At 69.0% G+C, this 26,765-nt stretch carries 29 protein-coding genes and 1 pseudogene; 12 read left to right on the top strand and 18 right to left on the bottom strand.

Translation table 11 applies throughout. The annotated features are described in order from the left end of the window. Positions 1 to 348 precede the first annotated feature (348 nt). Both ACZ3I4_RS45695 and ACZ3I4_RS45690 read left to right on the top strand, forming a co-directional pair. The gene (locus ACZ3I4_RS45695) at positions 349 to 900 is read left to right on the top strand and encodes an RNA polymerase sigma factor (RefSeq protein ID WP_465388434.1); all 552 of its coding nucleotides are present in this window, start codon (positions 349 to 351) and stop codon (positions 898 to 900) included. Then, positions 897 to 1,673, top strand: a complete 777-nt coding sequence (locus ACZ3I4_RS45690) for a hypothetical protein (protein ID WP_465388433.1) — start codon at positions 897 to 899, stop codon at positions 1,671 to 1,673. Before ACZ3I4_RS45695 ends, ACZ3I4_RS45690 begins: the two co-directional genes overlap by 4 nt. A 173-nt stretch (positions 1,674 to 1,846) precedes the next feature. On the opposite strand, the gene ACZ3I4_RS45685 is transcribed toward ACZ3I4_RS45690, so the two are convergent. The 3 genes from ACZ3I4_RS45685 to ACZ3I4_RS45675 all read right to left on the bottom strand — a co-directional run bounded on the left by ACZ3I4_RS45685 (position 1,847) and on the right by ACZ3I4_RS45675 (position 3,660). After that, positions 1,847 to 2,692 (bottom strand): alpha/beta hydrolase family protein, encoded by an 846-nt coding sequence (locus tag ACZ3I4_RS45685; RefSeq protein WP_465388509.1) that lies wholly within the window; start codon positions 2,690 to 2,692, stop codon positions 1,847 to 1,849. Beyond that, positions 2,598 to 3,233 carry a YybH family protein gene (locus ACZ3I4_RS45680; protein ID WP_465388432.1) on the bottom strand — a complete coding sequence of 212 codons (636 nt, stop codon included), beginning with the start codon at positions 3,231 to 3,233 and terminating at the stop codon, positions 2,598 to 2,600. The genes ACZ3I4_RS45685 and ACZ3I4_RS45680 overlap by 95 nt, the downstream gene beginning before the upstream one ends. Before the next feature lie 70 nt (positions 3,234 to 3,303). After that, complete coding sequence (locus tag ACZ3I4_RS45675) at positions 3,304 to 3,660, bottom strand: MmyB family transcriptional regulator (protein ID WP_465388431.1); 357 nt, start codon at positions 3,658 to 3,660, stop codon at positions 3,304 to 3,306. A gap of 476 nt (positions 3,661 to 4,136) precedes the next feature. On the opposite strand from ACZ3I4_RS45675, the gene ACZ3I4_RS45670 reads away from it, so the two are divergent. Continuing rightward, complete coding sequence (locus ACZ3I4_RS45670) at positions 4,137 to 5,300, top strand: amidohydrolase family protein (protein WP_465388430.1); 1,164 nt, start codon at positions 4,137 to 4,139, stop codon at positions 5,298 to 5,300. A 141-nt stretch (positions 5,301 to 5,441) separates the two neighbouring features. Here ACZ3I4_RS45670 and ACZ3I4_RS45665 read toward each other — a convergent pair whose 3' ends face one another. Beyond that, positions 5,442 to 6,530: a cellulose-binding domain-containing protein gene (locus tag ACZ3I4_RS45665; RefSeq protein ID WP_465388429.1), complete on the bottom strand. Its 1,089-nt coding sequence runs from the start codon at positions 6,528 to 6,530 to the stop codon at positions 5,442 to 5,444. Positions 6,531 to 6,813: 283 nt separating this feature from the next. After that, positions 6,814 to 8,274, bottom strand: a complete 1,461-nt coding sequence (locus ACZ3I4_RS45660; RefSeq protein ID WP_465388428.1) for a hypothetical protein — start codon at positions 8,272 to 8,274, stop codon at positions 6,814 to 6,816. A 471-nt stretch (positions 8,275 to 8,745) separates the two neighbouring features. Here ACZ3I4_RS45660 and ACZ3I4_RS45655 point away from each other — a divergent pair, with 471 nt between their 5' ends. Then, a complete protein-coding gene (locus ACZ3I4_RS45655; protein ID WP_465388427.1) occupies positions 8,746 to 8,922 on the top strand; it encodes a hypothetical protein in 177 nt (58 codons plus the stop codon). A gap of 552 nt (positions 8,923 to 9,474) precedes the next feature. On the opposite strand, the gene ACZ3I4_RS45650 is transcribed toward ACZ3I4_RS45655, so the two are convergent. Beyond that, entirely contained in the window at positions 9,475 to 9,645 is a 171-nt protein-coding gene (locus ACZ3I4_RS45650; protein ID WP_465388426.1) for a hypothetical protein, read from the bottom strand. On the opposite strand from ACZ3I4_RS45650, the gene ACZ3I4_RS45645 reads away from it, so the two are divergent. Beyond that, a complete protein-coding gene (locus ACZ3I4_RS45645; protein ID WP_465388508.1) occupies positions 9,580 to 10,236 on the top strand; it encodes an RAD55 family ATPase in 657 nt (218 codons plus the stop codon). The two genes, ACZ3I4_RS45650 and ACZ3I4_RS45645, sit on opposite strands and share 66 nt — an antisense overlap. Positions 10,237 to 10,519: 283 nt before the next feature. On the opposite strand, the gene ACZ3I4_RS45640 is transcribed toward ACZ3I4_RS45645, so the two are convergent. The 3 genes from ACZ3I4_RS45640 to ACZ3I4_RS45630 all read right to left on the bottom strand — a co-directional run bounded on the left by ACZ3I4_RS45640 (position 10,520) and on the right by ACZ3I4_RS45630 (position 13,484). After that, positions 10,520 to 11,335: a hypothetical protein gene (locus ACZ3I4_RS45640; protein ID WP_465388425.1), complete on the bottom strand. Its 816-nt coding sequence runs from the start codon at positions 11,333 to 11,335 to the stop codon at positions 10,520 to 10,522. 205 nt (positions 11,336 to 11,540) lie between these two features. Continuing rightward, the gene (locus tag ACZ3I4_RS45635; protein ID WP_465388424.1) at positions 11,541 to 12,266 is read right to left on the bottom strand and encodes a response regulator; all 726 of its coding nucleotides are present in this window, start codon (positions 12,264 to 12,266) and stop codon (positions 11,541 to 11,543) included. Between the two features lie 30 nt (positions 12,267 to 12,296). Next, a complete protein-coding gene (locus tag ACZ3I4_RS45630) occupies positions 12,297 to 13,484 on the bottom strand; it encodes a histidine kinase (RefSeq protein WP_465388423.1) in 1,188 nt (395 codons plus the stop codon). Between the two features lie 226 nt (positions 13,485 to 13,710). Between ACZ3I4_RS45630 and ACZ3I4_RS45625 the strand changes: the two genes are divergently transcribed. From ACZ3I4_RS45625 to ACZ3I4_RS45610, 4 genes are all read left to right on the top strand, one after another. Further along, the gene (locus tag ACZ3I4_RS45625) at positions 13,711 to 14,484 is read left to right on the top strand and encodes a DUF4097 family beta strand repeat-containing protein (protein ID WP_465388422.1); all 774 of its coding nucleotides are present in this window, start codon (positions 13,711 to 13,713) and stop codon (positions 14,482 to 14,484) included. Further along, positions 14,481 to 15,386, top strand: coding sequence for an ABC transporter ATP-binding protein (locus tag ACZ3I4_RS45620; protein WP_465388421.1), 906 nt, complete (start codon positions 14,481 to 14,483; stop codon positions 15,384 to 15,386). The genes ACZ3I4_RS45625 and ACZ3I4_RS45620 overlap by 4 nt, the downstream gene beginning before the upstream one ends. Beyond that, entirely contained in the window at positions 15,383 to 17,050 is a 1,668-nt protein-coding gene (locus ACZ3I4_RS45615) for a hypothetical protein (protein WP_465388420.1), read from the top strand. Before ACZ3I4_RS45620 ends, ACZ3I4_RS45615 begins: the two co-directional genes overlap by 4 nt. A gap of 293 nt (positions 17,051 to 17,343) precedes the next feature. Continuing rightward, on the top strand, positions 17,344 to 18,984 hold the full coding sequence (locus tag ACZ3I4_RS45610; RefSeq protein WP_465388419.1) for a protein kinase domain-containing protein: 1,641 nt from the start codon (positions 17,344 to 17,346) through the stop codon (positions 18,982 to 18,984). A gap of 246 nt (positions 18,985 to 19,230) precedes the next feature. Here the strand turns inward: ACZ3I4_RS45610 and ACZ3I4_RS45605 are convergent, their stop codons facing one another. Further along, positions 19,231 to 19,839 carry a TetR/AcrR family transcriptional regulator gene (locus ACZ3I4_RS45605; protein WP_465388418.1) on the bottom strand — a complete coding sequence of 203 codons (609 nt, stop codon included), beginning with the start codon at positions 19,837 to 19,839 and terminating at the stop codon, positions 19,231 to 19,233. A gap of 80 nt (positions 19,840 to 19,919) precedes the next feature. Between ACZ3I4_RS45605 and ACZ3I4_RS45600 the strand changes: the two genes are divergently transcribed. Beyond that, complete coding sequence (locus ACZ3I4_RS45600; RefSeq protein WP_465388417.1) at positions 19,920 to 20,771, top strand: oxidoreductase; 852 nt, start codon at positions 19,920 to 19,922, stop codon at positions 20,769 to 20,771. Positions 20,772 to 20,985: 214 nt separating this feature from the next. On the opposite strand, the gene ACZ3I4_RS45595 is transcribed toward ACZ3I4_RS45600, so the two are convergent. The 3 genes from ACZ3I4_RS45595 to ACZ3I4_RS45585 are packed head-to-tail and all read right to left on the bottom strand — an operon-like array spanning position 20,986 to position 21,709. Further along, positions 20,986 to 21,156 (bottom strand): S26 family signal peptidase, encoded by a 171-nt coding sequence (locus tag ACZ3I4_RS45595; RefSeq protein ID WP_465388507.1) that lies wholly within the window; start codon positions 21,154 to 21,156, stop codon positions 20,986 to 20,988. 44 nt (positions 21,157 to 21,200) lie between these two features. Next, the gene (locus tag ACZ3I4_RS45590; protein WP_465388416.1) at positions 21,201 to 21,479 is read right to left on the bottom strand and encodes a S24/S26 family peptidase; all 279 of its coding nucleotides are present in this window, start codon (positions 21,477 to 21,479) and stop codon (positions 21,201 to 21,203) included. Beyond that, the gene (locus ACZ3I4_RS45585; RefSeq protein ID WP_465388512.1) at positions 21,476 to 21,709 is read right to left on the bottom strand and encodes a hypothetical protein; all 234 of its coding nucleotides are present in this window, start codon (positions 21,707 to 21,709) and stop codon (positions 21,476 to 21,478) included. The genes ACZ3I4_RS45590 and ACZ3I4_RS45585 overlap by 4 nt, the downstream gene beginning before the upstream one ends. On the opposite strand from ACZ3I4_RS45585, the gene ACZ3I4_RS45580 reads away from it, so the two are divergent. Beyond that, on the top strand, positions 21,624 to 21,932 hold the full coding sequence (locus ACZ3I4_RS45580) for a diguanylate cyclase domain-containing protein (RefSeq protein ID WP_465388415.1): 309 nt from the start codon (positions 21,624 to 21,626) through the stop codon (positions 21,930 to 21,932). The two genes, ACZ3I4_RS45585 and ACZ3I4_RS45580, sit on opposite strands and share 86 nt — an antisense overlap. A gap of 150 nt (positions 21,933 to 22,082) precedes the next feature. On the opposite strand, the pseudogene ACZ3I4_RS45575 reads toward ACZ3I4_RS45580, so the two are convergent. From ACZ3I4_RS45575 to ACZ3I4_RS45565, 3 genes and pseudogenes are all read right to left on the bottom strand, one after another. Next, positions 22,083 to 22,345 (bottom strand): annotated as a pseudogene (locus ACZ3I4_RS45575) (methyl-accepting chemotaxis protein); the annotation flags it as partial. 124 nt (positions 22,346 to 22,469) lie between these two features. Beyond that, entirely contained in the window at positions 22,470 to 23,468 is a 999-nt protein-coding gene (locus ACZ3I4_RS45570) for a hypothetical protein (protein ID WP_465388414.1), read from the bottom strand. Continuing rightward, positions 23,465 to 24,076, bottom strand: a complete 612-nt coding sequence (locus ACZ3I4_RS45565) for a SigE family RNA polymerase sigma factor (protein ID WP_465388413.1) — start codon at positions 24,074 to 24,076, stop codon at positions 23,465 to 23,467. The genes ACZ3I4_RS45570 and ACZ3I4_RS45565 overlap by 4 nt, the downstream gene beginning before the upstream one ends. 400 nt (positions 24,077 to 24,476) lie before the next feature. On the opposite strand from ACZ3I4_RS45565, the gene ACZ3I4_RS45560 reads away from it, so the two are divergent. Then, on the top strand, positions 24,477 to 24,923 hold the full coding sequence (locus ACZ3I4_RS45560) for a DUF4262 domain-containing protein (protein ID WP_465388412.1): 447 nt from the start codon (positions 24,477 to 24,479) through the stop codon (positions 24,921 to 24,923). Positions 24,924 to 25,074: 151 nt separating this feature from the next. On the opposite strand, the gene ACZ3I4_RS45555 is transcribed toward ACZ3I4_RS45560, so the two are convergent. Together ACZ3I4_RS45555 and ACZ3I4_RS45550 are read right to left on the bottom strand one after the other, a co-directional pair. Beyond that, positions 25,075 to 25,455, bottom strand: coding sequence for an esterase-like activity of phytase family protein (locus ACZ3I4_RS45555; RefSeq protein ID WP_465388411.1), 381 nt, complete (start codon positions 25,453 to 25,455; stop codon positions 25,075 to 25,077). Positions 25,456 to 25,663: 208 nt separating this feature from the next. Continuing rightward, on the bottom strand, positions 25,664 to 26,602 hold the full coding sequence (locus ACZ3I4_RS45550; RefSeq protein WP_465388410.1) for a polysaccharide deacetylase family protein: 939 nt from the start codon (positions 26,600 to 26,602) through the stop codon (positions 25,664 to 25,666). Positions 26,603 to 26,765 lie beyond the last annotated feature (163 nt).

The raw sequence follows: 26,765 nt of genomic DNA, 5'->3' as shown, positions 1-26,765 counted from the left end.
GGACCGATCTCGCATCCCTCAGTTGGACGCGGCCGCAGCCATTGTCCCACAAATGCTCTCTTATCACTTTGAATCAGTAAAACTCTCGGTACGTGCGACCGCCAGCGGGCGTAGTCGGCTACCTCCCGCAAATGATCCGTACGGGTCTGCTCGCGCTCGCCGTATCTATTCGCGCAGCTCACCCATCGCGATCCTGAGCCACCGCGACAACCGGCCCACCAGGGCGTCCGGCACCAATGCCACCTCATCGGGCACAACCCGAGCCGGGGCAGCGCGGCGCCGTTGGCGGTCGGGAGATTCTGCGAATCGATGTGTGATCGTTGGAGGGGACCCGGACAGGTAGGGGGCATGACGGCAACGGCAAACGATGACCGGAAGGAACGCTTCCGGCAGGTGCATGCGCAGACGTACCCCGATCTGCTGCGGTTCGTGGAACGGCGGGTGCCGCCCGCGGAGGCGGAGGACATCGTCTCGACGGTGTTCCTCACGGCATGGCGGCGCTACGACGACATGCCCGACGATGCGCGGCCATGGCTGTTCGGGGTGGCCCGCAAGGTGATGGCCAACCAGACGCGGGGCTGGCTGCGGCGCAAGGCGCTGGACGTCCGGATGGTCGCTGAGGACCGCCCGGTGGATGACCACTCCGGTGCGACCGCCGGCCGGGTGGACCTGCGGCGCGCCTGGCAGGCGCAGCGGCCGGCCGACCGGGAGGCACTGGCTCTGGTGCTGTTCGACGGCCTGACCGTCACTCAGGCAGCCGAGGTGGTCGGTGTCCGTGTGTCGACCTTCGCCATGCGGCTCAGCCGAGCGCGCCAGCGCCTGCTGGACGCGTACGCCGGCACGCCCGCCGATTCAACTCTGTCCATCACCCGTCCGCAGGCCATCAGGGGGCAGTCATGACCACGAATCTTCACGATCTGCAGCAGTTCACCGCGCTCGACCCGGCCGCGGAGCGGGAACCGAGCCAAGCCGAGTGGAACCGGTCGCGCCTCGACCTGGAGCGGACGATGAACGACGCGACGCCGGCCCCTCGCGCCGCGGTGCTGAAGTCCCGCCGATTCGGCGTCGGCCTGGTCGCGGCGGCTGCCGTCGCGGTCACCGCGGCGCTGGGCGTGCCCGCGCTGTTCCCGAGCACCGCGGAGAAGGCGGTCGCCGACTGGATTCCGACCCCCGGCTCGTTGACCGGCGCTGATGTGCTGCCACAGGCGGAAGCGTGTGCCGATGGAGGTGTCGGGGGCTTCGATCCCAAGAGTGTGTCCCCTGATCAGGTAGTGCTGGCCGACCAGCGCGGTGTGACCACCCAGCTGATCTTGAAGCAGGGCGCGGTCGTTGTGGAGTGCCTGGTCGTCGACGCCGACCAGCCACTGGCTTGGATGACGATGGACGAATCACGCCCGGCCACCGCGACGAAGCCGATCACCATCGAAATGCTCAGCGCGCGAGGCGAGGGCGACGACGAGTACTCGTCGGTCACTGGCCGGATCGACCCGTCGGTCACCGGCGTCGACATCGTCCTCGGCGACGGCAAGGTGATTCGCACCAGCGCCAAGGCGACGTGGTGGGGTGCCTGGTGGCCAGGCCCGGCCGCCGGCGAGGGGGCGTTCACCGTACGGGTGCACACCGCGAAGGGAACTACCGACTACGACCCGTTCCAACTCACGCCGGGAAACTGAGACACCACGCCGACTGACCTCGTCGCCGTACCCGACAAGGTCAGGCGGCGAACTCCTTCAGAGCACGAGCAGTAGGGGCCCGCTCGTGACGAGGCAGGTGCAGCCACCGCTCGGTGCGACCATTCGGGAACCGGTTCAGTACGCCGTCCGGCCGGCAAATACGCGGTGTGCGATCAGCTTAGGTGTCGCTGCCACCAGTCGAGCATCGGCTCGGGGCGGCGCTGGAACTCCAGGTAGCCGTCCCAACGGGCCGTCGTGCCGCGTACCCAAGCAAGGTGTTTGTCTTTGACGTCCATGACGTCAAACGTCTGCTCGAGGTCTGCGGGCACGGTCAGGGTGTCGTCGTGCACCCCGTACAGGTAGGTCGGGATGCGCACGTGGCGCGCCCAGGCGGCGTCCGGGCGTTCACCGAAGCCGACGGAGGTGCCAATCTTGACGCGCCGGTCCAGGTCGTCGAGATGGTGTGCACCGACGCCGAGCAGGTCCAGCATGCGCCCCATGATGACGCGATCGGAGACGGGCTGACATGCCACCAGGGAGTGGACGTGCTCGAACGCTGCGGGATCCTGGCGCATCGCCGCGAAGGTGGAGTTCGCGCCGAGGCAGCGGCTGAACAGGCTCACGCGCATGGTCGCCGTGTCGCGTCGCTGTGCGGCATAGCGCAGGGAGCCGAGTACGTCGCGTGCCTCGTAGAGGCCGCTGGTCACTGCGCCACCATTGGCGGCCCCCCTGAGGCCCATGTTGCGCAGGTCGTAGGCCAGCACGTTGTAGCCGGCCTCGTGCAGGATGCGGCAGTCGGGGACGAAGTTGACCTCGATCCCGTTGCCGCTGGGTCCCCAGATCGACGCCCACGGCTGCAGCTGCGTGGGCAGGCCGGCGCGGTTGAAGCCCATCGGGTGGTTGGCGATGACCAGCCGGTCGGAGTCAGCCGGGATGAACCAGCCCTCCAGCGGCACGCCGTCGGCCGAGGGGAAGCTGACATCCTCGTACGCGAGGCCTTCCTCGGCCGGGTTGTGCAGGATCGGCGAGCGTGGCGGGCTGGTGAAGCCGTGTGAGAGCCGGTCGAGTGCGGCTTCGGTCGCCGGGTTCATCGGTGTGCTCATCCGAACGGCTTCTCGGGGTCAGGTGCATGAGCGCGCGGCCGGTGGCGAAGTCCACGGGCATCGACACGTGGTCGTGGAAGATCAGCCACTGGCCGTCGATGAGGCGGAAGCAGTTGGTCGTGCGGACCCACATGTCGGTGTCTTGGCCGTTCATGGTGCCGTCCAGGCGCACGAAAGCGCGGGCGACGGCAAGCTGGTCGCTGCTATGCACCTCGAGTCCGGCGAGTTCGAGGCGCAGCGGGCCGCCGAAGGCGGTGAAGAAGCTGACCCAGTTCTCGCGCCAGACGGCGCCGCCGCGGAACTCGATGGGCGGCATGAGATCGAAGGCGCTGAAGGCGTCGCCGCCGGCGTAGAAGGACATCATGGCGTCGACGTCCTTGGCCTCGAAGGCGTTCTTCCAGTCCTGCATCCGTTGCCGGATCTGCCGGTCGATATCGGTGGTGGGTGTGGTGGTCACTGTCGTTTCCTTCCCGGAGGGCTTGCACCACCGATGGTTGCCCGGGCCCGGAACGGTATCCATGCAGCGTTTATGCAGGTATGGCCCATACCCCTCTCAACGGTCGAGCAGCTGCCGCATGCGACGCGCGTCGTCGGTGTCGGGGGTGTAGAGCACCAGGCCGAGCCCGGGCGCATCGTCGACGGTGCACGACGGCGCTGCGGGCCCGCAATTCCTCGATGATTTCTTCCGCCCGTTCGGTGGCGCCCCAGCGCGTCAGCTCGCGCCGGAATGCCGACACGATCCTCCCGGCTTCCAGCTCCCATTCCGGCAGCTGCCCGCGCGTGACCGGGTCAAGGAACATGAGCTTGAGAATGTTGCGGTCCTCGGGAGCCATGGCTTGGTAGTCCGACAGGATCAGCCGCGCGGCCCGGTTCCACCCGATCACGTGCGACGGCGGGCGCGCGCCGGCAGGCCGACGTCGGAGGGATCGAGGCGTTCGCTGCGCGTCTACATGCGTGGCCGGGACGATCGACCACAGCGCTCAGCTCGGCGTGCGCCGCTTCGGTGAATGCCGGCCGGCCGTGAAGGGTGCGACTCAAGGCCTGGAGCAGCACATTAATGGTCGTCTCAGATTCGCTAGGTACGAAGTCGGCGTCAGATGAGCGAGGTAATCCGTCGGCAGGAGACTAGTGATGACAGTGGATGCAGCGTCGTCAGGGAAAGCGCCGCCCGGGCTGTCAAGGTTCGGGGCTTCCACCCTGGCTCCGGCGACGGCGTACCCGGACGCCGCCTGTGGGTCGCACCCCCACAACGATGCGGGCCCGCCGCGGCCGGCCCGCACAGTACGCACGCGTCTGAAGCATCTCGCAGACGGATGCCGTACGGATACCACACCCCACAAACAACTGAAGAGAGACTGACATGAAGCCCATGGGACGCCGCAGCTTCCTGGCCGCCGCCACGGCACTCGGCATCGGCGCCGGCGTGTCCTCGCATGCCATTGCCTCGGCAGCGAGCGACAACAAGAAGACTCCGGACCAGGCTCCGGACCAGAACGCCGACAAGACCGCGGAAATGTACCAGCGAGACCGGGACCTGCCCTTCATCGGCACGGAGGAGACATTTTCGACTCCCACGTTGTTGAAGCTGAACTCCATCAACGAGGATCACATAGCGTTCCTGAAGGAAATTGGTCTCGCCGATCTGGGCCAACGCCGCATCGGCGATATGGACGCGGGAGGACTCAACGTTCAAATCCTCTCTGCTCATACGCCGTCCGTGCAAAATATCCCGGGGAAAAGGGGCATCGACCTTGCCTATCGTCTTAACCGGCAACTTGTAGACGGGCCGATCGCCAAATATCCGGGCCGCTTCAAGGCTTTCGCCACCTTGCCCTTGCAGAGCCCGGAGGCGGCGGCGGACGAACTGGAACGCTCGGTTCGGGAAGATGGCTTCTTGGGCGCATTGACCAACGGGCACATCACGAAGAAGTATCTCGATCATCCCGATTTCGAGCCTGTGCTGGCACGTGCCGTTGCTCTCGATGTGCCGATCTACCTGCATCCCGGCTATCCAGCTGACGAGATCTTCAAGATTCTGTACAGCACCACACGGGCTCAATACACAAAAGAGTTCCAACCCTACATTTTCAGCGGGTCCGGATATGGCTGGCACCAGGAGGTGCTGACCCAATGCATTCGGATGATCACGTACGGGGTCTTCGACAGATTCCCCAAACTGAAGATCATCATCGGCCACATGGGTGAAGGTCTTCCCTTCTACTACGAGCGGATCATCAATGACATGGGCGAGCCGACCGAAAACTCGCTCAAGAAGCCCTTCGGGCAATACTTCCAGGACAACTTCTGGGTCACCACCAGCGCATTCCCCCAGACCGAACTGCTCGATCTCCTGCTGAAGCACATAAGCGTGGATCGAGTGATGTTCGCAACCGACTACCCGTTCGCGGACATCAAGGCGCAGACCGACTGGTTCCGCGGAGTCGATTTGCCACGCGCCGACAAGGAAAAGATTGCGTTCCGAAATGCAGAGAAACTGTTCAGAACGAAAGTGCCCGTGAAGTGAAGCGCCGGCGTCGGCAGCAGTAGTGACTCTCTCCTGAGATTCCCGGCGCGCCGGCCCGCCTGGTTGTCGACAGCGCGGGTTCGCGAGGGTCTGCTGCGGGGCACGCAGCAGACCCTCGCCCTCGTCCACGCTGACGTTTCGTCAGGACAGGAAACTGGCGAACGGACCGTTGAGGATGCCGTTCTTCTGGGTCTGACTGAAAGTGCAGTTGGGATAGTCGTAGAGCGAGGCCGACATGCAGGTGCCGTCGGTCGAGGTGGCGTCGGGCAGGCCGAAGGCGTGGCCCAGCTCGTGGACCATCCCGCCGTACCAGCGGTTGATCGGGCCGTTGACACCCGCGGCGCCGTCCGCGTCGTGGCCGCTGAGCAGCACCCAGCCGTTGCCGCCACCGCCGCCGGACTTGTTCGTCTCCTCGGCGCTGACCTCCTCGACGTTGATCCACCGGCGGTCGGCGCCGAACCGCTGCTGCAGCTCGCGCTGCCCGTTGTCGACGACGCACCAGTAGTGGTCGCTGCCGGTGCAGTTGTTGGTGATGTACCAGTTCGTGTCGTGCAGGCCGTTGACGACCTCGACGACCGGGTTGTTCAACGTGAACGTCTTGCCGAGCTGAGCTTTGAAGAACCGTTGCGCTTCCTTCATGACGGCGGTGATGCCGTCGGGATACCGCTGGTCGAACGCCTTGTCGGTGGGCTTGAGCCAGTAGACCCGGACGGTCCCGGCCGGCGGCGTTCCGTTCGGCGGCGCGGTGGTCGGGGCGGTTGTCGGCGTCGGGGTCGGGGCGGTCGTCGGAGGGGTCGTCGGGGGTGTCGTGGTAGCGCTGCCGGTGCAGGCGACGTTGTTCAGGGTGAAGCCGGTCGGCACCGGGTTCGACCCGGTCCAGGTTCCGTTGAAGCCGAACGACGCGCTTGCGCCGGTGGCCAGCGCCGCGTTGTAGCTCACGCCGGCCGCGGTGACCGCCGCCCCGGACTGGGTCACGGTCGCGTTCCACGCCTGGCCGACGGTCTGCCCGGCGCCGAACGACCAACGCAGCGTCCACCCGTTGATCGGGTCACCGAGGTTGGTCACCGCTACGGAGGCGCCGAAGCCGCCCTGCCATTGCGAACTGACCGTGTACGACACCCGGCAGCCGGCGGCGGCGGCATGCGCCGTCATCGTCATGACCGAGAGTGTCGCGCCCAGGCCGGCCGCGAGCGCGACTGCCAAAAGGCGCCGAGTACGTCTGAATGCCATCTCGTTTCCTTCCTGATCGAGGCGCGCCCTTGTCCCGGCCCAAGTGCAGGGCATGCCGAAATCGTTTTCGGGAGCATACAAAAATTGATTGGCGTCAATAGCCTGGCTGCAGGCCGGCTGGACAAACGGAACCTGGCGGGTCAGACGCTGCATCGATTGAATAGGGTGGAGTTCTGGCCGCTCGCCTGAAGAACCGTGCAACGGGCTGTCCCCGGCCGCAGTTACGGAATATGCGCCCGAGCCGGAGTCCGCGAATCCACCGCCTTTCGGTCGCCGGCGGGTGTCAGGCGTTGTACGCCCGCACCTCCAGGAGCCCGACGGAGGCGTTGTTGCTCTGCAGAACGGCCCGCAGCTGGGTTGTGGTCACCGCGGGGAAGGTGACTCTGTTGTATTGGTTGGCGGCCACGGGATAGCCACTGGGCTGCGGGACGTCCGCGAACGCGTTGCCGTTCCAGTACTGCAGCCGCCAGGAGGACGGCAGGCGCACGCCGGCGTTGTCGTCAAAGAAGTACACCTCGGCCGACGTTATCCGCTGGGACTGGGACCAGGTCAACCCGGCCCATTGCTCGCCTTGGTTCGGCCACGTGCCCCAGCGCGGGTTCGTGGTGTCGTTGGACGACGGCGGCTGCGCACCGTCGTTGATAGCGGCGGCACTCTCCCACGGGGAGGTGTACGACGCACCGGGTGTCGCCGAGGCCGCGAGGTTGCCGCCGGGCTGGGTGGTGCCCCCGCCGATCTGCGCGGTCCAGTCGTCGTTCGCGTGGACCATGGTGAAAGTCAGGGCAGGGCAGTCGAACTGCGAGCCGGGCGGCGGCGGATTGCCGTACGAGTAGGAGTTGGCGGGCGTGGCGGCGGACCAGGTCGAGTTCAGGTTGATCTGGATGCTGCTGGCCTCGAACCGCTTTCCGGCCATGCCGGCGCAGTACCATGCGGCGTTCGTGCCGGGGTCTCGCGTCGAGTAGATCTCGAACATGTCCCAGCCGAAGCTCTTGTCGCCCAGGTCGTAGGAGCCGGAGCTGGTGTAGAAGGCGTCCCACGCATGCGTCTGGTAGTTGTAGAGGTAGGACGACCAGGTGTTGCTACTCGCGTTGGTCTGGTGGATGTCGGTGCTGTAGGCCGCCTGGCCGTTCACGGTCGTGGTGTAGGTCGCGAGAAAGCCGGCGTCGATGTGGACGAGTTTCCCGACGCCGGCGTTGCCGGCGCACCAGTCCCAGGCCCACAACACCGGCCCGCCCGACGTGTAGGCCGTGGTCATCTCCATGCACGCACCGCCGGACGGAAGCGAGGTCGGCGCATACACGACGTCGCCGCCGTGGGTGACGGCCGCGGCGCCGGTGAACACGCTGTGCGTCGCCTTGAGGCCCTTGCCGGCCGGCTGCGAGAACGCGGTGCCCCACGCGGTGTGCAGATAGTCCTCGGCCCGTGCCGCGCGGCCGGCCCGATCGGTGTCCGTTCCGGCGGCGGCGCGCATCTGACGGCCACGGTCGGCAGTCATCGAGCGGAACCGTGTCGCGGCGGCACCGGCCGCGCGTTCGGCGGCCGCGCCGGTCAGGCCCGGAACCGTGCCGAGGACCGGAGCGTCGGCGCCGCGCTGCGCCGATCGGTCGTTGGCCGGGCGGGCGAGTGTCGTGCTGCCGTCGGCGGGGTTCGCGGCCACGGGCGTGACGGCGGCAACGCCGACGCCGGCGCCGAGGACCGCTGCCAGCGCCGCCGGCAGCAGCCTGCGCGATAGAGGTAGGCGCATGTCTCACTCTCCTGGAGGGAGCATCAGTGCGGGCCGCATGACTGCAGCCAGCCAGCCGGGCCGTCGTGGCGGCGACGCCGATTCATGCAAACTTCGGTTTAACCGAAAACGTTTTCGGGACCTTATCGCGTACCTCTTGCGTCCGTCAATAGACAGACATCGATAGCTTTACGATGCGCCGCCGGTTCCCTGGACGCTCTGAGCTGGCACGCCTGCTACGGAACTCTCTGGCGTGTGGTCAAGGAGCAGATCTACGACCTGTCCACACAACGGCGACTGCTTCGGAGTCCCGACCGCCGCAACCTGAACCGAAACGTTTCGGACCGCCTACGTAGCGGTGACGCAGCTCTAGTCTCGGGAAGCCGGGGAAACTCAGCTGTGTCGTGGTGATCGCCCGTGTCCCGCGATGTTCAGTAGCACCTCGGCCTCGGCCATCCACCTCAGGCCGGCGTGCCGCAGGTCCGTACTCGCGTGGGTGCCGTCGAATGGCTGTTGTTCGACTGGCCGGCCGCGTACCGGGAGTCGGCCGACAGCGCGGCCGTCGAGATTCGCAACGAATGCGTCGAGGGCGCGGCGGTGATCGTCGCGGCGGCTACGGCGGTGTTCCTCTGCACGTCACCGTCGATCCGGCAACCCTCAGCCACCTGACGTCGGTGAGTTCCTCCGATAACGTCCATGAGCGGCGCCGGCTCTCCGGCCGTGTGACTGTGGCGTCAACTCGATCAGCGTCGGATAGCCGCGGAGTCCGCAGGCAAGGCCCTCTTCGGGACCGTGGTATTGGCCGCCGCGCACCACAGGGTCGGTTGCGGCGCGCGGCGAGATCCCGATCGGCGTCCGGCCGGCCAGCGCGCCGACCGTCACCACGCGGGAGTCGTCCGGTCGGCAGCAGGATGCTGCGCCCGCCCTCGGCCAAGTAGCGAGCCGAGACATCCTGCTTCGGCGCAGCGACCGGCGGATAAATCTTCGAGTCGCCGTCCGCGCTGGAGCGACTACTGGCGATCGCTGGCCCTCGACTGGTTGGAGGCCGGTTGGCCCGCTCGATACCACGACCAACGATGCCCTGGCCCCGGCAAAAGACTCGCCCCAGTTCTCACAGACGACTCGTCACCGGGCGGCTGCGCTGCGGCGCTCCGCGACCGAGGCGTAGCACCGGACAGTGCGCCAGCGCCAATCGCGGTAAATCCGGATGCTCCGTCGACGCTAGGCCGGTTCCCTTACGCCACCCTCCTCACCGTCATCGGGCAGCGGCTCGACCGGGGCATCCGGCAGCTCATCCGGCGTATCCGGCAACAACTCGCCTGCGTCATCCGGCGCGGGCTCGCCAGGATCGATCGGTGGATACTCATCAGGGTCCAGATCCGGCAACGACATACGACCATCATCGGCCAAACAGCGGTCAACCGCTCCTCGGCACACCGCCAGAGGCCACCGGCGACTCAAGACGCCGCCGCCCACGCCGACGGGCTCTCTCGGCGGCAAAAGAGTCAACGGGGTACAGGTATTCCCCCGCGCGGAGACGCGTCATCTCACCTCGCGTCCGCCGGCGTCGACCGGCCGCATACAGATCGGTACCGCCGGACTCGACGATCTGATGGGCGGCGGTGTATCGGCCGGCGACGCCACCGTCGTAGCCGGCCCATCCGGCATCGGCAAATCCACCATGCCCTCGGCTTCATCACCAGCGGCCTGGAAAACGGCGAACACTGCCTCTACATCACATTCCAGGAAACTCCCGCGGAGATTCTGGCCCGCGCCCGCGACTTCGGCACAGATCTCGATGCCCCGTACGCCGCAGGCGAACTGCAGATCCTGTATGTCCCGATCGAGGAACTCGACCTGGACGCACTCGCGGTACCGGCCCGGGCCCGGTCGGCCCACGGGGTGGCGCCGAGCGCATCGAAGGGTGGCCGCGGCTTCCCGCAGTGCCGGCCGGCTCTGCGCGATCCGGTACGAGCGGCGTAGCGAACCCCGTAGGTCAGCTGCAGCCGGGCCCGGTCGAACGGCCACTCAGTCAGGTCTTCGGCCAGCGCCGGGGCATAGTCTCCGGTCAGCACCGCACGCGCGTAGCTGAGCCCCACTCGCAGCGCGGGCGACTGGCTCTGCTCAGCGACCGGCTCCAGAGCGGACACCACCGGGCGCAGCTCGTCCAGGTATCCCCCGAGCACAGCGGCCTCGGCCAGGTTCCCGACCAGGAACAATTGGTAGTTCGGGAAGTAGGCACTGTCCGCCGGGTCGAAGACCCGCATCAGCTGCCGGAACGCGTCGTCCGCGTGGCCCTCGGCAAGCGCGGCGACCCCCGCGCCCGCTGCACGAGCGCCAGCATCGGCAGGCGGCGAGCAGCATGGAGCACCTGCTCGGCCTGCTCGGCTCGTCGGCGGGCCGAAGCGACATCGCCGCGCAGCGCCTCGGCCAGGGCAAGGACCAGGATGCCGCCCAGCACCCACGTCGGCTGCCCGGTCTCCTCCGCCAGCACCACGCCCTCGGCGGCCAGCGGGAGCGCGGCCCGCGTGTCGCCGAGCGCCGCGGCTGCCGACGCCGCTGAGGTGACGGCCTGGGCCAGAACGCCGATCCGGCCCTGCGAGCGGAGGTCGGCCGCGCTGGACATCGCGAACGTCGTGGCCATCTTGAACGCGCCGATGGCAAAGGCAGCCTTGGCCAGTTCGCCCCGATGAAGCGGTGTGAGATCCACCTGATGGACAAAGTGCCGCAGCCAGGCCAGTCCGGCGGCGCCGTGCTCGATCGGTGCGACGTGCAGCAGGACCGCAGTGAGAGCCGGGTGGTCACCGGTCGGCCCGAGCGCGTGCGTGACATCGGTGAACCGATCCCGGACGAACGCCGGCGGACTGGAGTAGTAGATGCGCAACGTGAGATCGCAGAGCGCCCTGATCGCCAGGTCGGACTCGCCTTGGCGGCGCATGGTATCGACCAGGTCGGCATAGCTCAGCAGCCGTTCCGGCCCGGACCACGCGGTTTGGTAATACGCCTCTCGCAGCCAGGTCAGCCGGGCCCTGTCGGCCGTTCGCAGGGTGCTCTCATCGATTTCGCCGATGAGTCGTTGCACGGTGCGTGCATCGCCTTGATCGTAGGCAAGGTCGCAGGCCCAGAGTTGCCGGCGGCCTCGTTCGGCCGGGTCCTGGCTGAGCTGGACGCCCGGCTGACCGCAGCGAGCGCGAGCGCGACCGCGACCGCTTGACGCTCGGCTGCTCCGACGGCGGCGGCGGTGAGCTCCCGGGCCAGTGCCTCTTCCTGCGCTGAGCGCGTCCGGGTCAGCTGCCGTCGAGGCTCCGGCGGGGCGTGGAGAGCAGCCCGGCGTTGTGCACCATGATCGCCGCCTGCACCCGGTTGGCCACGCCGAGCCGGCCCAGGATGCGGTTCACCCGGCTCTTCACGTTGGACTCGCTCAAGCCGAGCTGGCTCGCAATGTCGGCGTTGGACATCCCCCGGCCGACCAGGATCAGCACTTCGAGCTCCCGTTCGGTCAATGCTCCCAGCGCCTCGGCCTCCCGGCTGACCGGGCCGGCTGCGTTTTCCGCCCACGTGCCGAGCAGGCCGGGCGGCAGCCCGGCGAAGGTCTGGATCAGCCGTTGGGTAATCGCCGGGGCCAGGATCGCCTCGCCCGCCGCGATCACTCGGATCGCCTCGGTGAGCTGATCGGGCATGGTGTTCTTGAGCAGGAAGCCGGAGGCGCCGTTGCGCAGCGCCGAGTAGACGTACTCGTCCAGGTCGAAGGTTGTCAGGACGAGGATCCGGGGCCGGGGGCCCTCGCCGGGCCAGTCGCGCAGGATCCGGCCGGTCGCCTCGACCCCGGTCATGACCGGCATCCGCACGTCCATCACCACGACGTCGGGCTCGTGCTCGAAGGCCTTGTCGATCGCATCGCGACCGTTGACCGCCTCGGCCACGACCCGGGTGTCGGGGTTGCGGTCGATCAGCAGGCGCAACGCCATGCGGATGATCTCTTGGTCGTCGACCAGCAGCACTCGTACGGTCATGTCACTCCACTAGAGATACGGCGGTCGCGGTCATCGATCGATCAGGGGCAGGAAGGCCGCCAGCGACCAGCCGCCGCCGTCCAGCCGGGCGGCCCGGACCGTGCCCCCGAACAGCGCGGCACGTTCGCGGAGCCCGATCAGTCCGAGCCCCGACCCGCCCATCGATTCGTGCGATGCAGCGGGCGGGCCGTTCTCGACCAGGATGGACAGCTGCTCGGTGGTGCGGCGCAGCTCGACCCGTACGCTTGTCGGGCCCGCATGCTTCATGACGTTGGTCAGCGCTTCCTGGATGATCCGGTAGGCCGAGCTCTCGACCGCGGCGGACAACCCGCGGGTCGTGCCCTGCCGTTCCATCACCACCTCGCAGCCGGACGCCTCCAGGGCCCGGGTGAGCTGGTCGATGTGCTCGAGCGAGGCCTCTGGGGCCAGGCCGGAGGGCGACGACTCGGTCTTGAGGATGCCGACCAGGCGGCGCATGTCGATCAGCGCGGTGTCGGCGGTCGTGCCGAGGATGCCGATGTTGGCCCGCACGCCGGCCGGGTCGTCGTCGAACAGGACCTCGGCCGTACGGGCCAGGACCGCGATCGCGCTGACGTGGTGCGCCACGACGTCGTGAAGGTCGTGAGCAATGCGGGCGCGCTCGGAGAGGACCGCGCGGCGGGCGTTGAGGTCCTGCTCCGCGCGCAGTTGCCCGGTGAGCCGGCGCAGTTGCTCGGCATCCTCCCAGAGCCGGCGCTGGCCCCAGCCGAGCAGCCAGACACAAATCGGGATGGCTAGCAGGAAGGCGAACAGCACACCGCTCAGCAGGAGCCGCTGCAGCGGCGGGCCGGATTCCTGACTCATCCCGTAGAGGTCGGGGAAGGCCAGCAGCACGGCCATCGCGCCGGCCGCGAGCAGGCTGCGCCGGGGTGGCGTGTAGCGGGCGGCCGAGTAGAGCGCGATGCCCACGAAGGCGATGGCAATTTGCCCGCGCATGTCGGGACCGGCCACCAGATACCACACGAAGTAGCCGGCGCCGACCGCCGCGAAGGTCACCAGCGGGCGGGTGCGACGCCAGTAGAGCGGCAGGGTCGGGGCGCACAGCGCCACCACGTTGACCCAGAGCGGATGGCGCGGGTCGGGCGCGGCCGAACTGACCCAGGCCAGGATGTGCCACAGGGAGGCACCGAGAGCGAGGGCCGCGTCGGCCTGCCGCTGATGGCGCCGAGGGTAGCTCACGACGGCATCCCGTCGGCGGCGCCACGCGCCGGTCGTTCGTGCCTGGTCGGTCAACGCGGCGGCCCTTCCGCTCGTTTCTCCCTGAGGTCTCCGAGGCTAGAGGGTGCGCCTCCGGAGATCACCGGCCTGTGGAACGAACTGGGGCGAACCTAAAGTTGCCCGGCCCCGCGCTCGAATCCGTCCGCAGGCCGATGAGGACATCCGCTGCGCTCCCTAGGGTCGGATCGTGCTCACCAATACGAGGAACGGCAGAAACCTCCGTTCGCTGGCGGCCATCGCGACGGCCGGTGGCGTCCTGTTGCTCGCCACGGCGTGCGACCCACTCAAAAGCGGGTCTTCCGAGACGGAGGATCGCACCGACTCCTACAGCGGTGTGTCGGCCCTCGTCATCGACCACGAGATCGGCAGCATCTCGATCAACTCCGGTGACAAGCTGACCGTGGACCGCGCCATCACCAAGACCGCCGACAGGGCCCCGTCCGAAGACATCAAGAAGGACGGTGACACCCTGCGGATCGGCTCTGAGTGCCCGCCTTCGTTCGGCGCCGACGACTGCTCCATCGACTACAAGATCACCGTCCCGAAGAAAGTGAAGGTCACGGTGAAGGCCGGGGCGAACCGCGTCACGGTCGACGGCCTCGGCGCGCCGTTCGACGTCACCACCGACAGCGGCGCCATCAAGCTCGACGACGTCGAGGCCGACGTCAAGGCCACCACGAAGGCCGGTACCGTCTCGATCAAGCAGGGCAGCTCCGGCAAGGTCGCGGTCAACAGCGACTCCGGATCGATGACGATCCGGCTCGGCGCCGGCCGCGAGCCGGTCACCGCGTCGGCCACCAGCGGCGACGTCGAGGTGACGGTCCCCAGCGGCGACAACGCCTACCATGTCACCACCAAGGCGAAGAGCGGCCGTACGCAGATCAGCGTCAAGCAGTCGACCTCCGGCGTCCCGATCGACGTGACCACCGACAGCGGCGACATCACCGTGGCCGCGGCATGAGCGCGGCGCTCCTCACCGCGCACGAGGTCACCAAGGTCTACGCCGGCAACAAGGTGGCCGTCGACCATTTCACCCTGGAGCTCGGTCCCGGCGTGCTCGGTCTGCTCGGGCCCAACGGCGCCGGCAAGTCCTCGCTGATGCGGATCCTCGCCACGATCACCCGGCCCACCTCCGGCCGGGTGACGTGGGAGGGGGACGACATCGCGTCCGACCCCGAGACGCTGCGCCGCACCCTGGGCTACCTGCCGCAGGACTTCGGCATCTATCCCCATCTGAGTGCGCGGGAGTTCCTCACCTACCTGGCGGCGGCGAAGGGGCTGAGTGCCCGCTCGGCCAAGGAACGCATCACGGAGCTGCTCGAACTGGTCAACCTGGCCGACGTGGGCCGGCGGCCGCTGGGCAAGTTCTCCGGCGGCATGCGGCAACGGGTCGGCATCGCCCAGGCAATGCTCAACGACCCGAAACTGCTCATCCTCGACGAGCCGACGGCCGGCCTCGACCCGGAGGAGCGGACCCGCTTCCGCAGCCTGCTCAGCGACCTCGGCCGCGACCGGATCGTGATCCTGTCGACCCACATCGTCTCGGACGTGGAAGCGGTCGCCGAGGACATCGCGATCGTCTCTGGCGGCCGTTTGCGACGGCGGGGCAACCCGACCGAGATGCTGGCCGCGGTCGACGGCTTCGTCTGGGAGTCGCTGGTCGACCCGACGGCCCTGCCCACCTTCCGGGAACGCCACCTGGTGGACCGGGCCGTCGTGACCCCGCGCGGCGTGCGAACCCGGGTGCTGGCGCAGGACCCGCCCACTCCGGACGCCACCCGCATGACGCCCGACCTTGAGGACGTCTATCTCGCGACGGTGCGCGGCTGGGGTCACGACTCGCCGACGGGAGCGGGCCTGTGAGCCCACGGCTGCTCGGCGCCCTGGTGGTCGCCGACTTCCGCGAGCGTTCCCGGCGCCCCGTGTACGCGGTGGTGGTGCTGGCCGCCGTCGCCCTCGGCTGTCTGGCCGTCCCGGCGCCCGACTCGAGCTGGCAGATCTTCCAGTTCGGTGACTACCGCGGCGAATACACCAGCGCCTACACGGGCACGGTGACGGCACTCGCGGGCGCGGTCTGGCTGTCGCTGGCCGGCTTCTACGTCGTGAAGAACGCGGTGGCCCGCGACGAGGCCACCGGTGTGGGGCAGATCCTGGCCACCACCACGCTGGGGCGCGCGCCGTACCTGGTCGGCAAGTTCATCAGCAACTTCGCCGTGCTGGCCTCGATGACCGGCGCGCTGGCCGTCACCGCTCTGGCCATGCAGCTCTGGCGGGGTGAGGATCGCAGCGTCGACCCGATCGCGCTGATCACCCCGTTCCTGCTGATCACGCTCCCGGTGCTGGCGGTCACCGCCGCCGCGGCGGTGCTGTTCGAGACCGTGGCGGGGCTCCGCGGCGGCATCGGCAACATCGTCTGGGTCTTCCTCTGGATGGCGAGCAGCGTCTTCCTGCAGTCCGGCGGCGGCAACGACGTCCTGGGCCTCAAGCTGGTGACGGACTCGATGCAGACCGACATCGCGCGGGAGTTCCCCGGGGCCAAAGCGGCGGAGTTCGGCGTGGGACTGGTCGAGCGGGAATCGCCGCTGGTCCCGTTCGCCTGGTCCGGCGCGGACTTCTGGGGCGCGTTCGCGGCGCAACGGCTCGTCGTGCTCGGCGTCGCGCTGGGGCTGGCCTTGCTGGGCAGCATCTGGTTCCACCGTTTCGACCCGGCCAGCGGTGGTCCGCGCCGGCGGGTCCGCGTCCCGGTGAAGACCGAGCCGTCGGTCGAGACGGTGACGCCGAAGGCGGTGCCGAGCCTCGAGGTGAGGCGGCCGGCAACACCGGCCGTTCCCGGCTCGGGTGTGCTGCGGCTGATCCGGGCCGAGACCCGCATTCTGCTCGGCGGCGTGAGCCGGTGGTGGTGGGCCGTCGCGGCCGGGCTCAGCGTGCTGGCCGCGGTGGTGGCCGGCGAGAACGTCGCTCCGGTCGCGCTCGCGCTGTGCTGGGTCTGGCCGACGCTGGTGTGGTCTCGCCTGGGCTCGCAGGAAAGTGAGCACGAGATGACCGGCATGCTCGCTGCCTACCCGAGCCGGCGCCGGCGGCTGCTGTCCTCGTGGGCCGCCGGCGTGCTGCTGGCCTCCCTGGTCGGCGCGGTGGCCTTGATCCGGCTGCTCATCGCCGCAGACCTGGCCGGTGTGGCCGCCTGGGTGGGTGGCGCACTGTTCATTCCAGCACTGGCGCTGCTCCTCGGCATGCTGTCGCGGTCGTCGCGGCCGTTCCAGGTGATCTACCTGCTGCTGTGGTCCTGTCAGGCGTGTGGCCTGGTCATCGACCGCGACCACAACGCCTCACTCAACCTGGCTGCCCTCGCGGCTCAGTTCGACACCGCCGGGAGTGGCCCGGTGGCAGCACGTGGAGCCGACCAGAAGACCCGCCTCCGCGGGCAGGTGGCCGTGAAGCGTGAACCCGGCACCGCATCAACGGGTCAGACCGGGACCGTCCCACCGCAAGGCAGGACTATCGATCATGTGCTTACTAAAACGCACTGAAAGATAACGGATCAGTGCATGCTGCCGAACGAACGTCAGTTCCAGCTGTTCTGCACCCGGAGGTGCGCGAAGCCGACGCGAAACCTACTGCTTCCGATTGTGGTCCCGGCCATGCGGTGCGGTCGACGGCGAGTAGCCATCGCGGTGACGCCGGCGGCGCCCCGGAATCCTGGCCGGTGTCCCGTCCTCGCCGTACGTCAATCTGGCCCGGGAAAGGCGCGGCGGTGGGGCGGGTATCGTTTCGTCCGTCGTGATCGACCGGACCGGGGAGCGGCGACCGGATGAGGAGTCCGTTGAGGCCGGCGGATCCCCGCCGGCTCGGGCAGTACCGGCTGGAGGCGCGCCTCGGGCAGGGCGGCATGGGCACGGTCTATCTGGGCCGCGGCCGCGACGGCCGCGCGGTCGCGATCAAGGCCATCAAAGCCGAGTTCGCGTACGACGAGGAGTTTCGCGCCCGGTTCCGCAGCGAGGTCAACCGGGCCCGCCAGGTGCCGCCGTTCTGTACGGCCGAAGTGCTCGACGCGGACGCCGACTATGAGATCCCCTACCTGGTCACCGAGTACGTCGACGGGCCCAGCCTGGCCGAGGTGGTGGCCGAGCAGGGCCCGCTGACCGGCGGGAACCTGCACAGCGTGGCGGTCGGGGTGGCGACCGCGCTGGCCGCCATCCACGGCGCCGGGGTCATCCATCGTGACCTGAAACCCCGTAACGTCCTGTTCGCACTCGGACACCCGAAGGTGATCGACTTCGGCATCGCGCGGGCGTTCGAGGCGACCAGCCATCACACCGCCACCGATCAGATGGTCGGGACGGTGGCGTACATGGCGCCGGAGCGGTTCGACACCGCCACCGACCGGGTCGCCGGGCCGGCCGCCGACGTCTTCGCCTGGGGCGTCATCGTGACCTACGCCGGCACCGGGCGTACCCCGTTCGCCGCCGACTCCCCGGTAGCAACCGCGGCCGGCATTCTCACCCAGCCGCCGGATCTCGGTGACCTGCCGACTCCCCTGCGCGACCTGGTCGCCGCCGCGCTGGCGAAGGACCCGGGCCGGCGACCGACCGCGGCGCAGCTCATCGACGCCCTCGTGGCCTATGGCGTGCCACCGGCACCGGCGCCGGTGATCAGACCGAGCCCGCCGACCCGGAGCCCCGCGGCCGCTGTCGCCACGGCGCACGGGCCTAGGCGCCGGAGCTGGGCGGTCCCCATGCTGGCCGCCGCGTCGGTCGCCACGGTCGCCGCCGGGATACTGGCCTTCGGCCTGGGACGCGACCTGGCTGCGGAAAGCCGTCCAGAAGCGGGTGATCTCGTCGCCCCGCCGCCCTCCAGCGGCGCTCCGTCCCCGACCGGCCCCGCCACACCGACGCGCTCAGCTACACCGACGCGCTCGGCCACGCCGGACGGCCCGCCCACACCGGCCCGCTCAGCCACAGCGAATCCGGCGGGCGCCGGGGTGACGGCCGAGCCATTGCCGTCCGGTAAGGCCCGGCTGTGCACCAACGCCGACATCGAGGTCTCGATCAGCGCCCAGAACGAGAACCCCACCGCGATCGGCACCCAGCGCGGGCTCATCTCGGTCGCCAACCGGTCCGGCACGCCGTGCCGGGTCGACGGCCGGGCCTTCGTGCGGCTCTACAACGCCGCCGACGAGCCGGTGACCGTGCCGACCACAACAGTCGACGAACCCGGCCCGGCCGTCGACATCCTCCTGAAGTCCGGCGGCGGGGCCTTCCAGGGGATGAAGTGGCGGGCCTGTGACCGGGACAGCAGCGACTGCCCGACCGGCAACACGCTGCGCGGCAGCCTGGTCCGGTCGTCGCCTGGAGTCGTGGCCGAACTGCTGGGCTTCCCCGACCCCAACCGCAGCCAGATCACCATCGCCTCGCTGCGGCTGGGCACCCTGCAGCCGAGCACCCAGGGCGTGGTGGCCTGGTGAGCGGCAACCAGGCGACGCCCCAAGGAGAAGCGATCCGGCCGGCCCTGTCCGATCTGGCCCGATAGGCGCAGGAAAACCTGTAGCAGGCACAGGACCGGACGGGTCGGAAACCCGCACCGCGATGGCGACCGAGTGACGGTCGCGCCGCGGCTCGCGGCCCACAACACGCCCGCGGCGAATCGTGGGGCAAGCAGTGCGAACCTATGTGGCAGGTGCCCACTCAGCGCAATGGCCGGTAGGCCGCGCCTACATCATTTTCTCGTCGACCAGGATGCCCGCGCCCAGCTCCGAGGAGAGCAGCGCGTCCGTCGCGTCGTCGACGAGCACTTCGCCCTGATCCCGCGTGATGCGCCGCGACGTGATGAGGGCGGCGGTCCCCTGCATGGCCGCGGCGAACAGCAGCTTGAACCGTTCCCGGGTCTGGCCGCCGGAACTGTCGCCCGAGGAGTCCGCCAGCGCCTCGTCGAGCAGGGTGAACAGGCGCACCGCGGCGTGGGTGACCGGCCCGGCGGCGTCGTTCGACTTGGCCGCGAACATCAGCTCCATCAGCGCCGCATCCTCCACGGCGAAGTCCACGTACGCCCGCCCGACGCGGCGGAACCGCTCGTGGACCGTGCCCGGAGCACGCAGCGCGGCCCCGATCTTCTCGGTCATCCGCTCGAAGCCGTGCACTACGAGCGCGTCCAGCAACGCCTGCCGGTCGATGAAGTGACTGCGGGGCGCGCCGTGACTGACCCCAGCCCGCCGGGCGAGTTCCCGCAGCGACAGCCCGTCGACGCCACCCTCGCGAATCATCGCCTCCGCCTGCTCGAGCAGGACCGCACGCAGATTGCCGTGATGGAAGGGCCGACTCATGCTCCCAGCATATCGTGTCGCTAGTCACTGTCTAGATCCTAGGCGTTGACTAGTTTCTAGACAGTGCCTAGCTTCAGGGCATGACCATTTTGCCTGACATGACCGGCCGCACCGTCGTCATCACCGGCGCATCCAGTGGCATCGGCCTGGCCACTGCGAAAGCCTTCGGCGCCGCTCACGCGCACGTCGTTCTCGCCGTCCGCGACACCGCGAAGGGAGCGGCCGCGGCGGCCTCGATCCCTGGCCACCCGGACGTGCGCCGTCTCGACCTGGCCGACCTCGACTCGGTACGCCGCTTCGCCGACGCCTGGGCGGGCCCGATCGACGTGCTGGTGAACAACGCCGGCGTCTCCTCGGCGACCCGGCAACTGACCCGGGACGGCTTCGAGCTGCAGTTCGGCACCAACCACCTCGGCCCGTACGCATTCACGAATCTGCTACTTCCGCACGTCACCGGCCGCGTGGTCGCGCTCTCCTCCCAGGCCGAACGGGCCGGGCGGATCAACTTCGACGACCTTAACTACGAGCGGACCCCGTACAAGGAGTCACGGGTCTACGCTGCGTCCAAGCTCGCGAACCTGCTCTTCATCACCGAACTGCAGCGCCGCCTGACCGAAGCCGGCTCCCCCGTCCTGGCCGCCGCCGCGCATCCGGGCCTCGTCACCACTCCCATGACCAGGGGAAGCGGCGGCACCTTGACCCAGCTCATCGTCCGCTACCTGGCACAGACCCCGGAGCAGGGCGCGCTCCCTGTCCTGTTCGCCGCGACCGCCGACATTCCGCCGGGCGCGTTCACCGGACCCGAGCACGCTATGCACATGCGCGGCGGCGCCGAGCTGATCGGCCGCTCCCGGCACTCGCAGGAGCCCGAAATCGCCCGCCGCTTGTGGCAGGCGTCCGAGGACATGACCGGCATCAAGTTCAGACTCTGACGACATGGCGACCATCCTGGTGTTCAGCGCCTCCGGCCAGACCGGCCGGCGCTTCGTCTCCCTCGCCCGGAACGAGGGACACCCGTCCCGTACTCGTCCCGGGAATCCTTCCCCCAGCTCGGCGAGCGCTCAGCCGGCCCGGCCCAGCCGGCGCTCTCGGTGATGTCCTGGCCCTTCCCGGGCGCCGCCCCGGTCGGCAGTCAACGTCGTGAAGTCAGCGCGCCCTGCTGGATGGTTGGCGTGACGATCCGCGTACAACTACGCCGAGGAGATACTCGGCGTGCGCGTAGCCGAACTCCCGCGAGTCGGTACTGGCGGACGCATTGTCGCCGATCAGCAGGAACTTGCCGTCTGGAACCGTTTCGTCGGGGACGACGGCTCGCATCGCTTCCGGCACAGGGTCGCCCGGCCCGGCCACGAGCCGCTTCACTACCCACGGCGCCAGCGTGGACGGGACGCCAGGCTCCGGCTCCGCGATGGTGAACGGGAACGGGCGGCCGGGTACGGGTTGCCCCATGCCGCCACAACGACATCTCCCGTCCGGGTCCGGTCTGGGCGGACACGGCGTACAAGGACGCGGTCTCCGTGCGAGAGCGTCGGAGCCATGCTTTCGCCGAGGACGGTCACCATGACGAACCGCCGCCGTGCCCACCAGGTCAGGCTGGCCAGAGCCAGAACGCTGACAGCGAGGCCCCTCGCGATCGTCACCGGTCGGCCCCGGCCCGGAGGTATCCGCTCGCCTGGAGGGTGAAGAGATGGGCGTACGTGCCCGCTGCGGCCATGAGCGCTGTGTCGTCCCCTTCCTCGGCTACGACGCCGTCGGCCAGGACCACGATCTTGTCGGCGTCGGCAATGGCCCCAAGACGGTGTGAGATCAGCAGGCTCGTCCGGCCGGCGCGGAAGTTCCGTACTTCGCGGTGCACCTCGTGCTCGGCCACGGCATCGAGGCCGGCGCTGCGCGTCCCGAACGGCGGCGGCGCGCTGGCCGAGGAACTGCTCGACCGCCTGCGCCCACTGACACCATCCGAGCAGACCTTCTCGGCGGGCGTCGCCGTCTGGGACGGCCAGGAGCATTCGGACGCGCTCTTCGCCCGCGCGGACGCGGCCCTCTACGAGGCCAAGAGAGGCGGACGCAACCGCGTGGCACTGGCCGCGGCCTGAAGCTCACGCGCCTGGGCCGCACGCACCTTGAGCATGGCGATCGACACCGTGCGCAAGCCTGGGCCGGGCTCGACCGAGGCGGCAGCTACCCCTGCGGCTCAGCAGCACACCGCTGTTCGCCGCGGCCTCTGTCACCGTGCGGCTCATCTACGCGGTCGTCGCCGTCTGCTCCTCGACGGCCGAGGCGATGGTCGTGGTGTAGTCGCCGATACGGATAGCGACCTGCGCGATCTGGCCGATCGCGGCGGCTGCGGCCGCGCTCGACGACTGGATCGCGCCGATCCGGGCCGTGATCTGCTCGGTGGCCTTGGCGGTCTCCTGCGCCAGGTCCTTGGCCTCGGAGCCACCACCGCGAAGTCCTTGCCCATCTCCCCCGCGCGAGCCGCCTCGATGGTCGCGGGCAGTGGAACCAGGCGTGGGACTACGCCGGCAACCGGCTCGCCATCAACACCGTCCGATCCGGCCGGGTCGCCGCTCTCAGCGGCGGCCCGGCTCGGCTTGCATGACCCACGTGGACGTTCTGGTACGCGCCGATGATCAGTCGTTGTCGCGGGCCAGCAGGTCGTAGGTCAGTTCGGTGGTCCTCTCAGCGCGCGGCGGGGCCTGCGGCGCCTCGACGCCGCCGTACTGGGTGACGGTGATGATCAGCGGCGCCTCCGGCCGGCTCTCCGGGGCCTGGGAGGCGAGCGTGTCCGGGAGGTTGAGCGTGAAGCTGGTCAACCGGCCTTGCTCGTCGAGCGTGGCCTGGTACCTCATCGATGTGGCCGACGGGCCGTAGTAGCTCGCCGGATCGTCGATGACCAGGCGCAGCTCGCTGTCGACCTTGGTGGCGTCCAGGGTGCCGGTGATGGCGTCACCGGTTCGTTCTGCGGTCGTCACCGCGCCGATCAGCGCGTCGGCACCGGTGATGTCCGGCTTGTCCGCGGTGGGGGCGGGCGCGATGTAGTCCAGGGAGCTCTGTTCCTCGACCTGGGCGGCCTTGGTGAGACGCCGCTGGTCCACGCGTAGCCAGCGGGTGCCGTCCAGTTGGGCGATGCTGGCCGCGTACCGGTCGACCTCGGCCTGCGGGAGCCCGGAGTCCTTGATCTGGTCCAGGACACCGGGCCCAGCATATGTGCCCGCGCCGGCCGGTTTCAGGTACGTCGCGTTTCCGGCCTGCATGAGAGACATTTTGGTGGCGTACTCGATCGCATAGCCGTCGGCTGCGTCGATCTGAGCGCGGACGATGTCGGTTCGCAGGTAGGCGCCGGTGCGGGTGAACACGTAGTTCCCCGAATTCAGGCCGTACAGCGAATTGTCGAGGTCCTGGATCGCCTGGCTGTCACTGACGACGACCGGGGCGTTGCCGCCGGGCCGCAGCCCGATGATCCCCCCGGTCACCGTGACCAGGGCGACGGCGGCACCGGCCGCGGCGGCGAGGCGCCGTCGGGTGCGGCGGCGCCGGCCGGACTGCAGGATCGGACCCGGATCGAGAGGGTCGGTGGTGCGGGCCAGGTCATTCATGGCCTGGCGCAGGTCGTCCGGGGTGGGAGTCATGACTGCTCCTTGGTGCCGTGGAAGGCGCGCGGGCTGGGAACCTCTTCGTCGAGCGCGATACGCATCTTGCGCAGCGCCGTGTGGCAGGTCGACTTGACCGTGCCGACGCTGATGCCGAGGTTCTTGGCCACGTCCCGCTCGGTGTGGTCGTCGAAGTAGCGCAGCACGACGATGGCGCGTTCACGATCGGTGAGAAGGTCGAGTGCCGACAGCAACGCCCGGCGATCTTCGAACACGTTGTCCTGGCCCCGCGGGACGTCGGGAACGACATCAACCGGGCGTTCGTGGCGCTGGTGTCCAGTACGCCACCAGTCGGTCACTGCGTTCGTGACGGATCGCTGGACGTAGCCGTAGGGATCGTCGTGTTCGATGTGCGACCACCGCAGGTACGCCCGGACGAGGACGGTTTGCACGATGTCCCGAGCCTGCTCGCGGTGCCCGCAGAGCAACTCGGCGTGCGCGATCAGCCGATGCGAGCGAGTCGCCACGAAGGCGCTGAAGGACTCGTCAGTATCCCGGCGTCGTCTGAACTTCATGATCTCCCAGACGTAACGAGCCACAGAAAGGTTGGGCTCTGAGTGCGAAAATAATCGGACGAGCGCGGCCACCGGCCGTCCACCTGCCGCCGGACGAGTTCGTCATTCGCGGCAGCACCGGGCCGACGGGCGACCGGCGCCACACCTGAGTGCTTCACTCTTTCCGACAGGCGCGTGCATGTGCGCCTTGGCGTAGCCGGACAGCGTGTAGAACGCCCGTCCCGAGTCCATGCTGCGCGCATCCAACACCGGCACGGCGGACCGCACCCCGATCCGCATACCGCAACGTAGCGGGAGATACGCCAGCCGGCCGGACCGCCGGGTGTGGCCGCGCCCCGACCGGGTATGCCCGCTTTGTGAAGCCATCGCGAACACCTGACGGCCCCGAGTGTGTGACAAGTGCGGTGCGTGCCGCGTACGGCGCCGCGGTACTACACCGGCGCCAGGTCCGAGCTTTGCGGCGAGCCCGCCGATGACGGCCGGGCAGCAAGATTCCGAACTGCGCGCCATCGGCGAGATCATCGACCGCGACGGCGTCCACCTGCAGTTGGTGCCGCAACCGACGCCCTTGGAAACATGCTGGTACACCGTCGGCCTCACCGGTCGGGGACACCCGGAACTGATCATGTTCGGGTTGCCACCGGAGATCGCCCGGCCCACCCTGCACCGGGTCGCCCGCGACATCATCGGGGGCCGACGGTTCACGCCCGGGGAACGCGCCGACGACGTGCTGGAAGGACATCCGGTCCAGTTCATCGCGATCACCGAACCGGACCGGCACCTGCCCGGGGCAGCCTTGTTCTACCCCGGCACAGAGATGCGGGCACTGCAGATCGTTTGGCCCGACCGATACGGCCGGTGGCCCTGGGAGAACAGTACGCGCGTGGCCGACATGCCGGTCCTGGGCCCGCACCCATGAAGCAATCCTCTTCGACGGCATTCCCGGCCTGATGCGCCCGCTGGCGGTGCGGCGTGTGCCCCGACGGCTGCAACGGGAACGAGAACAGCGGGCGACGCCGTACTGCTCGGGCGGGCCGGGGTGGACACGCCGGCCGGGTCGGCGATGCGCATCAGGTCGACGGCGGTGCGCCGCGGAAGGACCCCAGAGGCGTCAGCCTCGTCGAGGTCCGTGACGACCAGACGCTTGACCATTTCCCGTCCTGGCTGGTCGCCATCGCCTCGAAGCCGCGGCTGCCCGGCACGGTAGCGGTCTCCCCCGGCGCCAGGTCCGGCGACTGCGGCGACTTGCCGCCGTCCGGCAGCGGGATGGGTGCCTGCAGCACCCTGCCGGTGCGGTCGGTGCGGACCAGGTACGGCCCGGACTCCTCCCCCAGCCACAGGTCACCCCCGGTGGTCCAGGTGGCGGCCAGCGCCTCGAACGTCTGGTTGACCGCCGGATCGACGGCTCCCGCTCGGAACTGGCCAGCACGGCTCGCCGGACTGCCCGGCAACCACTTGCCCTCCGTACGGTCAGCGCCCCGGCCCGGCCCCGGCGTCACAGGAGGCGGGCGCCATACCGATCGTCCCGGCAATCGGTATGGCGCCCCACCCCAGGCCGTCCACGAGTCGACGGGGATGGCCGGCCCGCTCCCGCCGGCTCATTTCGAGCAAGAGAACCGGACCGACTCGTCACCGAGGGAGCACATCTGGAGCTGGCGCTCAAAGCGCCACGAACCGTAGACCGCGCGCTTTGAGGGCGGGGATGACGACGCTGAGCGCGTGGTAGGTCTGCGAACGGTCGCCGCCACCGTCATGGCAGAGGATGATCTGGCCCGGGCGGGCGGCCAGCATGCGGCGTTGTACCTTGTCGGCGCCGGGACGGGACCAGTCGCGTGGGTCGACGGTCCAGTCCAGAGGCAGGAGGCCGGCCCGAGTCACCTCGCGCAGCAGCTGAGGCGACCAGTCACCGCCGGGTGAGCGGAACAGTTTCGGGGTGTACCCGGTCGTGTTCCTGATTTTGACTTGAGCCTTGTGGATCTGTCGCTGTACCAGCGATCCCGGCTTGCCGGCCAGCTTCGTCGGATGGCTCCACGTATGGTTGGCCAGCTGGTGCCCGGCCCGGGTGACCATCTGCGCGACGGCCTCGTGGCCGAGCACCTGATTGCCGATCATGCAGAACATGGCCGGCACATGGTGCTTGTCCAGCAAGCGCAGGATCTTCGGCGTCCAGATCGGGTGCGGGCCGTCGTCGATGGTGAGCGCGATCGCGTCGGCGGGGAACGGGGCCGCCCCGGTCGCCTTGCGGTACTCCTCGAGGGTGGAGATCGCGCGGTGCTGAACCGGGGCCGAAGATGGGGTGACGGCCGCGGATCCCGGAGCGCGTGGCCGGGTGACCGCTCCGCCGGCGGGCGCCGACCGGGCGGGTCCCGCGGCGTCGGGCCCATCGGTCGCGGAGCGGATGGCGATCGCACCGGCCACCAGCACCGCGCCGGCCAGCCCGGAAGCCCCGATCAGCAGCTGCCGCCGGGTCAGGGCGATGCCGCCGGCCGTGACTCCGCCGGGCGGCGCGGTGATGGGCGGGGCCGTGATGGCGTCATCGATGGTGGCTGGCTGAGCCACGATGACCGTCGGCTCGCCCCTTGAGGCGGCGGAGGTCACAACGGTCACCTCAGCCGGGGCGACATTCGCGGTCACCTCTGCCGAACCGCCAGAGGCGGGCAGCGCCGTGGTCACTTCGTCCGAGCCGTGCTGGAGGGGCGGTCGGTAACCGCGCCAGTAGGGTCGTCGCGCATCGGGCACCTCCGCTCGACGGGCCCGACGT

The sequence above is a fragment of the Actinoplanes sp. NPDC021490 genome (assembly GCF_055562135.1).
Note: the sequence above shows the minus strand (reverse complement) of the source record. Positions and strands in the feature narration are given on the sequence as shown.

Excerpts from the sequence above, each read along its gene's own strand:
- ACZ3I4_RS45695 (WP_465388434.1), top strand. The coding sequence starts at position 349 with ATGACGGCAACGGCAAACGATGACCGGAAGGAACGCTTCCGGCAGGTG.
- ACZ3I4_RS45690 (WP_465388433.1), top strand. The coding sequence starts at position 897 with ATGACCACGAATCTTCACGATCTGCAGCAGTTCACCGCGCTCGACCCG.
- ACZ3I4_RS45670 (WP_465388430.1), top strand. The coding sequence starts at position 4,137 with ATGAAGCCCATGGGACGCCGCAGCTTCCTGGCCGCCGCCACGGCACTC.
- ACZ3I4_RS45665 (WP_465388429.1), bottom strand. The coding sequence starts at position 6,530 with ATGGCATTCAGACGTACTCGGCGCCTTTTGGCAGTCGCGCTCGCGGCC.
- ACZ3I4_RS45660 (WP_465388428.1), bottom strand. The coding sequence starts at position 8,274 with ATGCGCCTACCTCTATCGCGCAGGCTGCTGCCGGCGGCGCTGGCAGCG.
- ACZ3I4_RS45650 (WP_465388426.1), bottom strand. The coding sequence starts at position 9,645 with ATGTCGTTGCCGGATCTGGACCCTGATGAGTATCCACCGATCGATCCT.
- ACZ3I4_RS45635 (WP_465388424.1), bottom strand. The coding sequence starts at position 12,266 with ATGACCGTACGAGTGCTGCTGGTCGACGACCAAGAGATCATCCGCATG.
- ACZ3I4_RS45620 (WP_465388421.1), top strand. The coding sequence starts at position 14,481 with ATGAGCGCGGCGCTCCTCACCGCGCACGAGGTCACCAAGGTCTACGCC.
- ACZ3I4_RS45605 (WP_465388418.1), bottom strand. The coding sequence starts at position 19,839 with ATGAGTCGGCCCTTCCATCACGGCAATCTGCGTGCGGTCCTGCTCGAG.
- ACZ3I4_RS45600 (WP_465388417.1), top strand. The coding sequence starts at position 19,920 with ATGACCATTTTGCCTGACATGACCGGCCGCACCGTCGTCATCACCGGC.
- ACZ3I4_RS45595 (WP_465388507.1), bottom strand. The coding sequence starts at position 21,156 with ATGCGAGCCGTCGTCCCCGACGAAACGGTTCCAGACGGCAAGTTCCTG.
- ACZ3I4_RS45580 (WP_465388415.1), top strand. The coding sequence starts at position 21,624 with ATGGCCCCAAGACGGTGTGAGATCAGCAGGCTCGTCCGGCCGGCGCGG.
- ACZ3I4_RS45570 (WP_465388414.1), bottom strand. The coding sequence starts at position 23,468 with ATGACTCCCACCCCGGACGACCTGCGCCAGGCCATGAATGACCTGGCC.
- ACZ3I4_RS45560 (WP_465388412.1), top strand. The coding sequence starts at position 24,477 with ATGACGGCCGGGCAGCAAGATTCCGAACTGCGCGCCATCGGCGAGATC.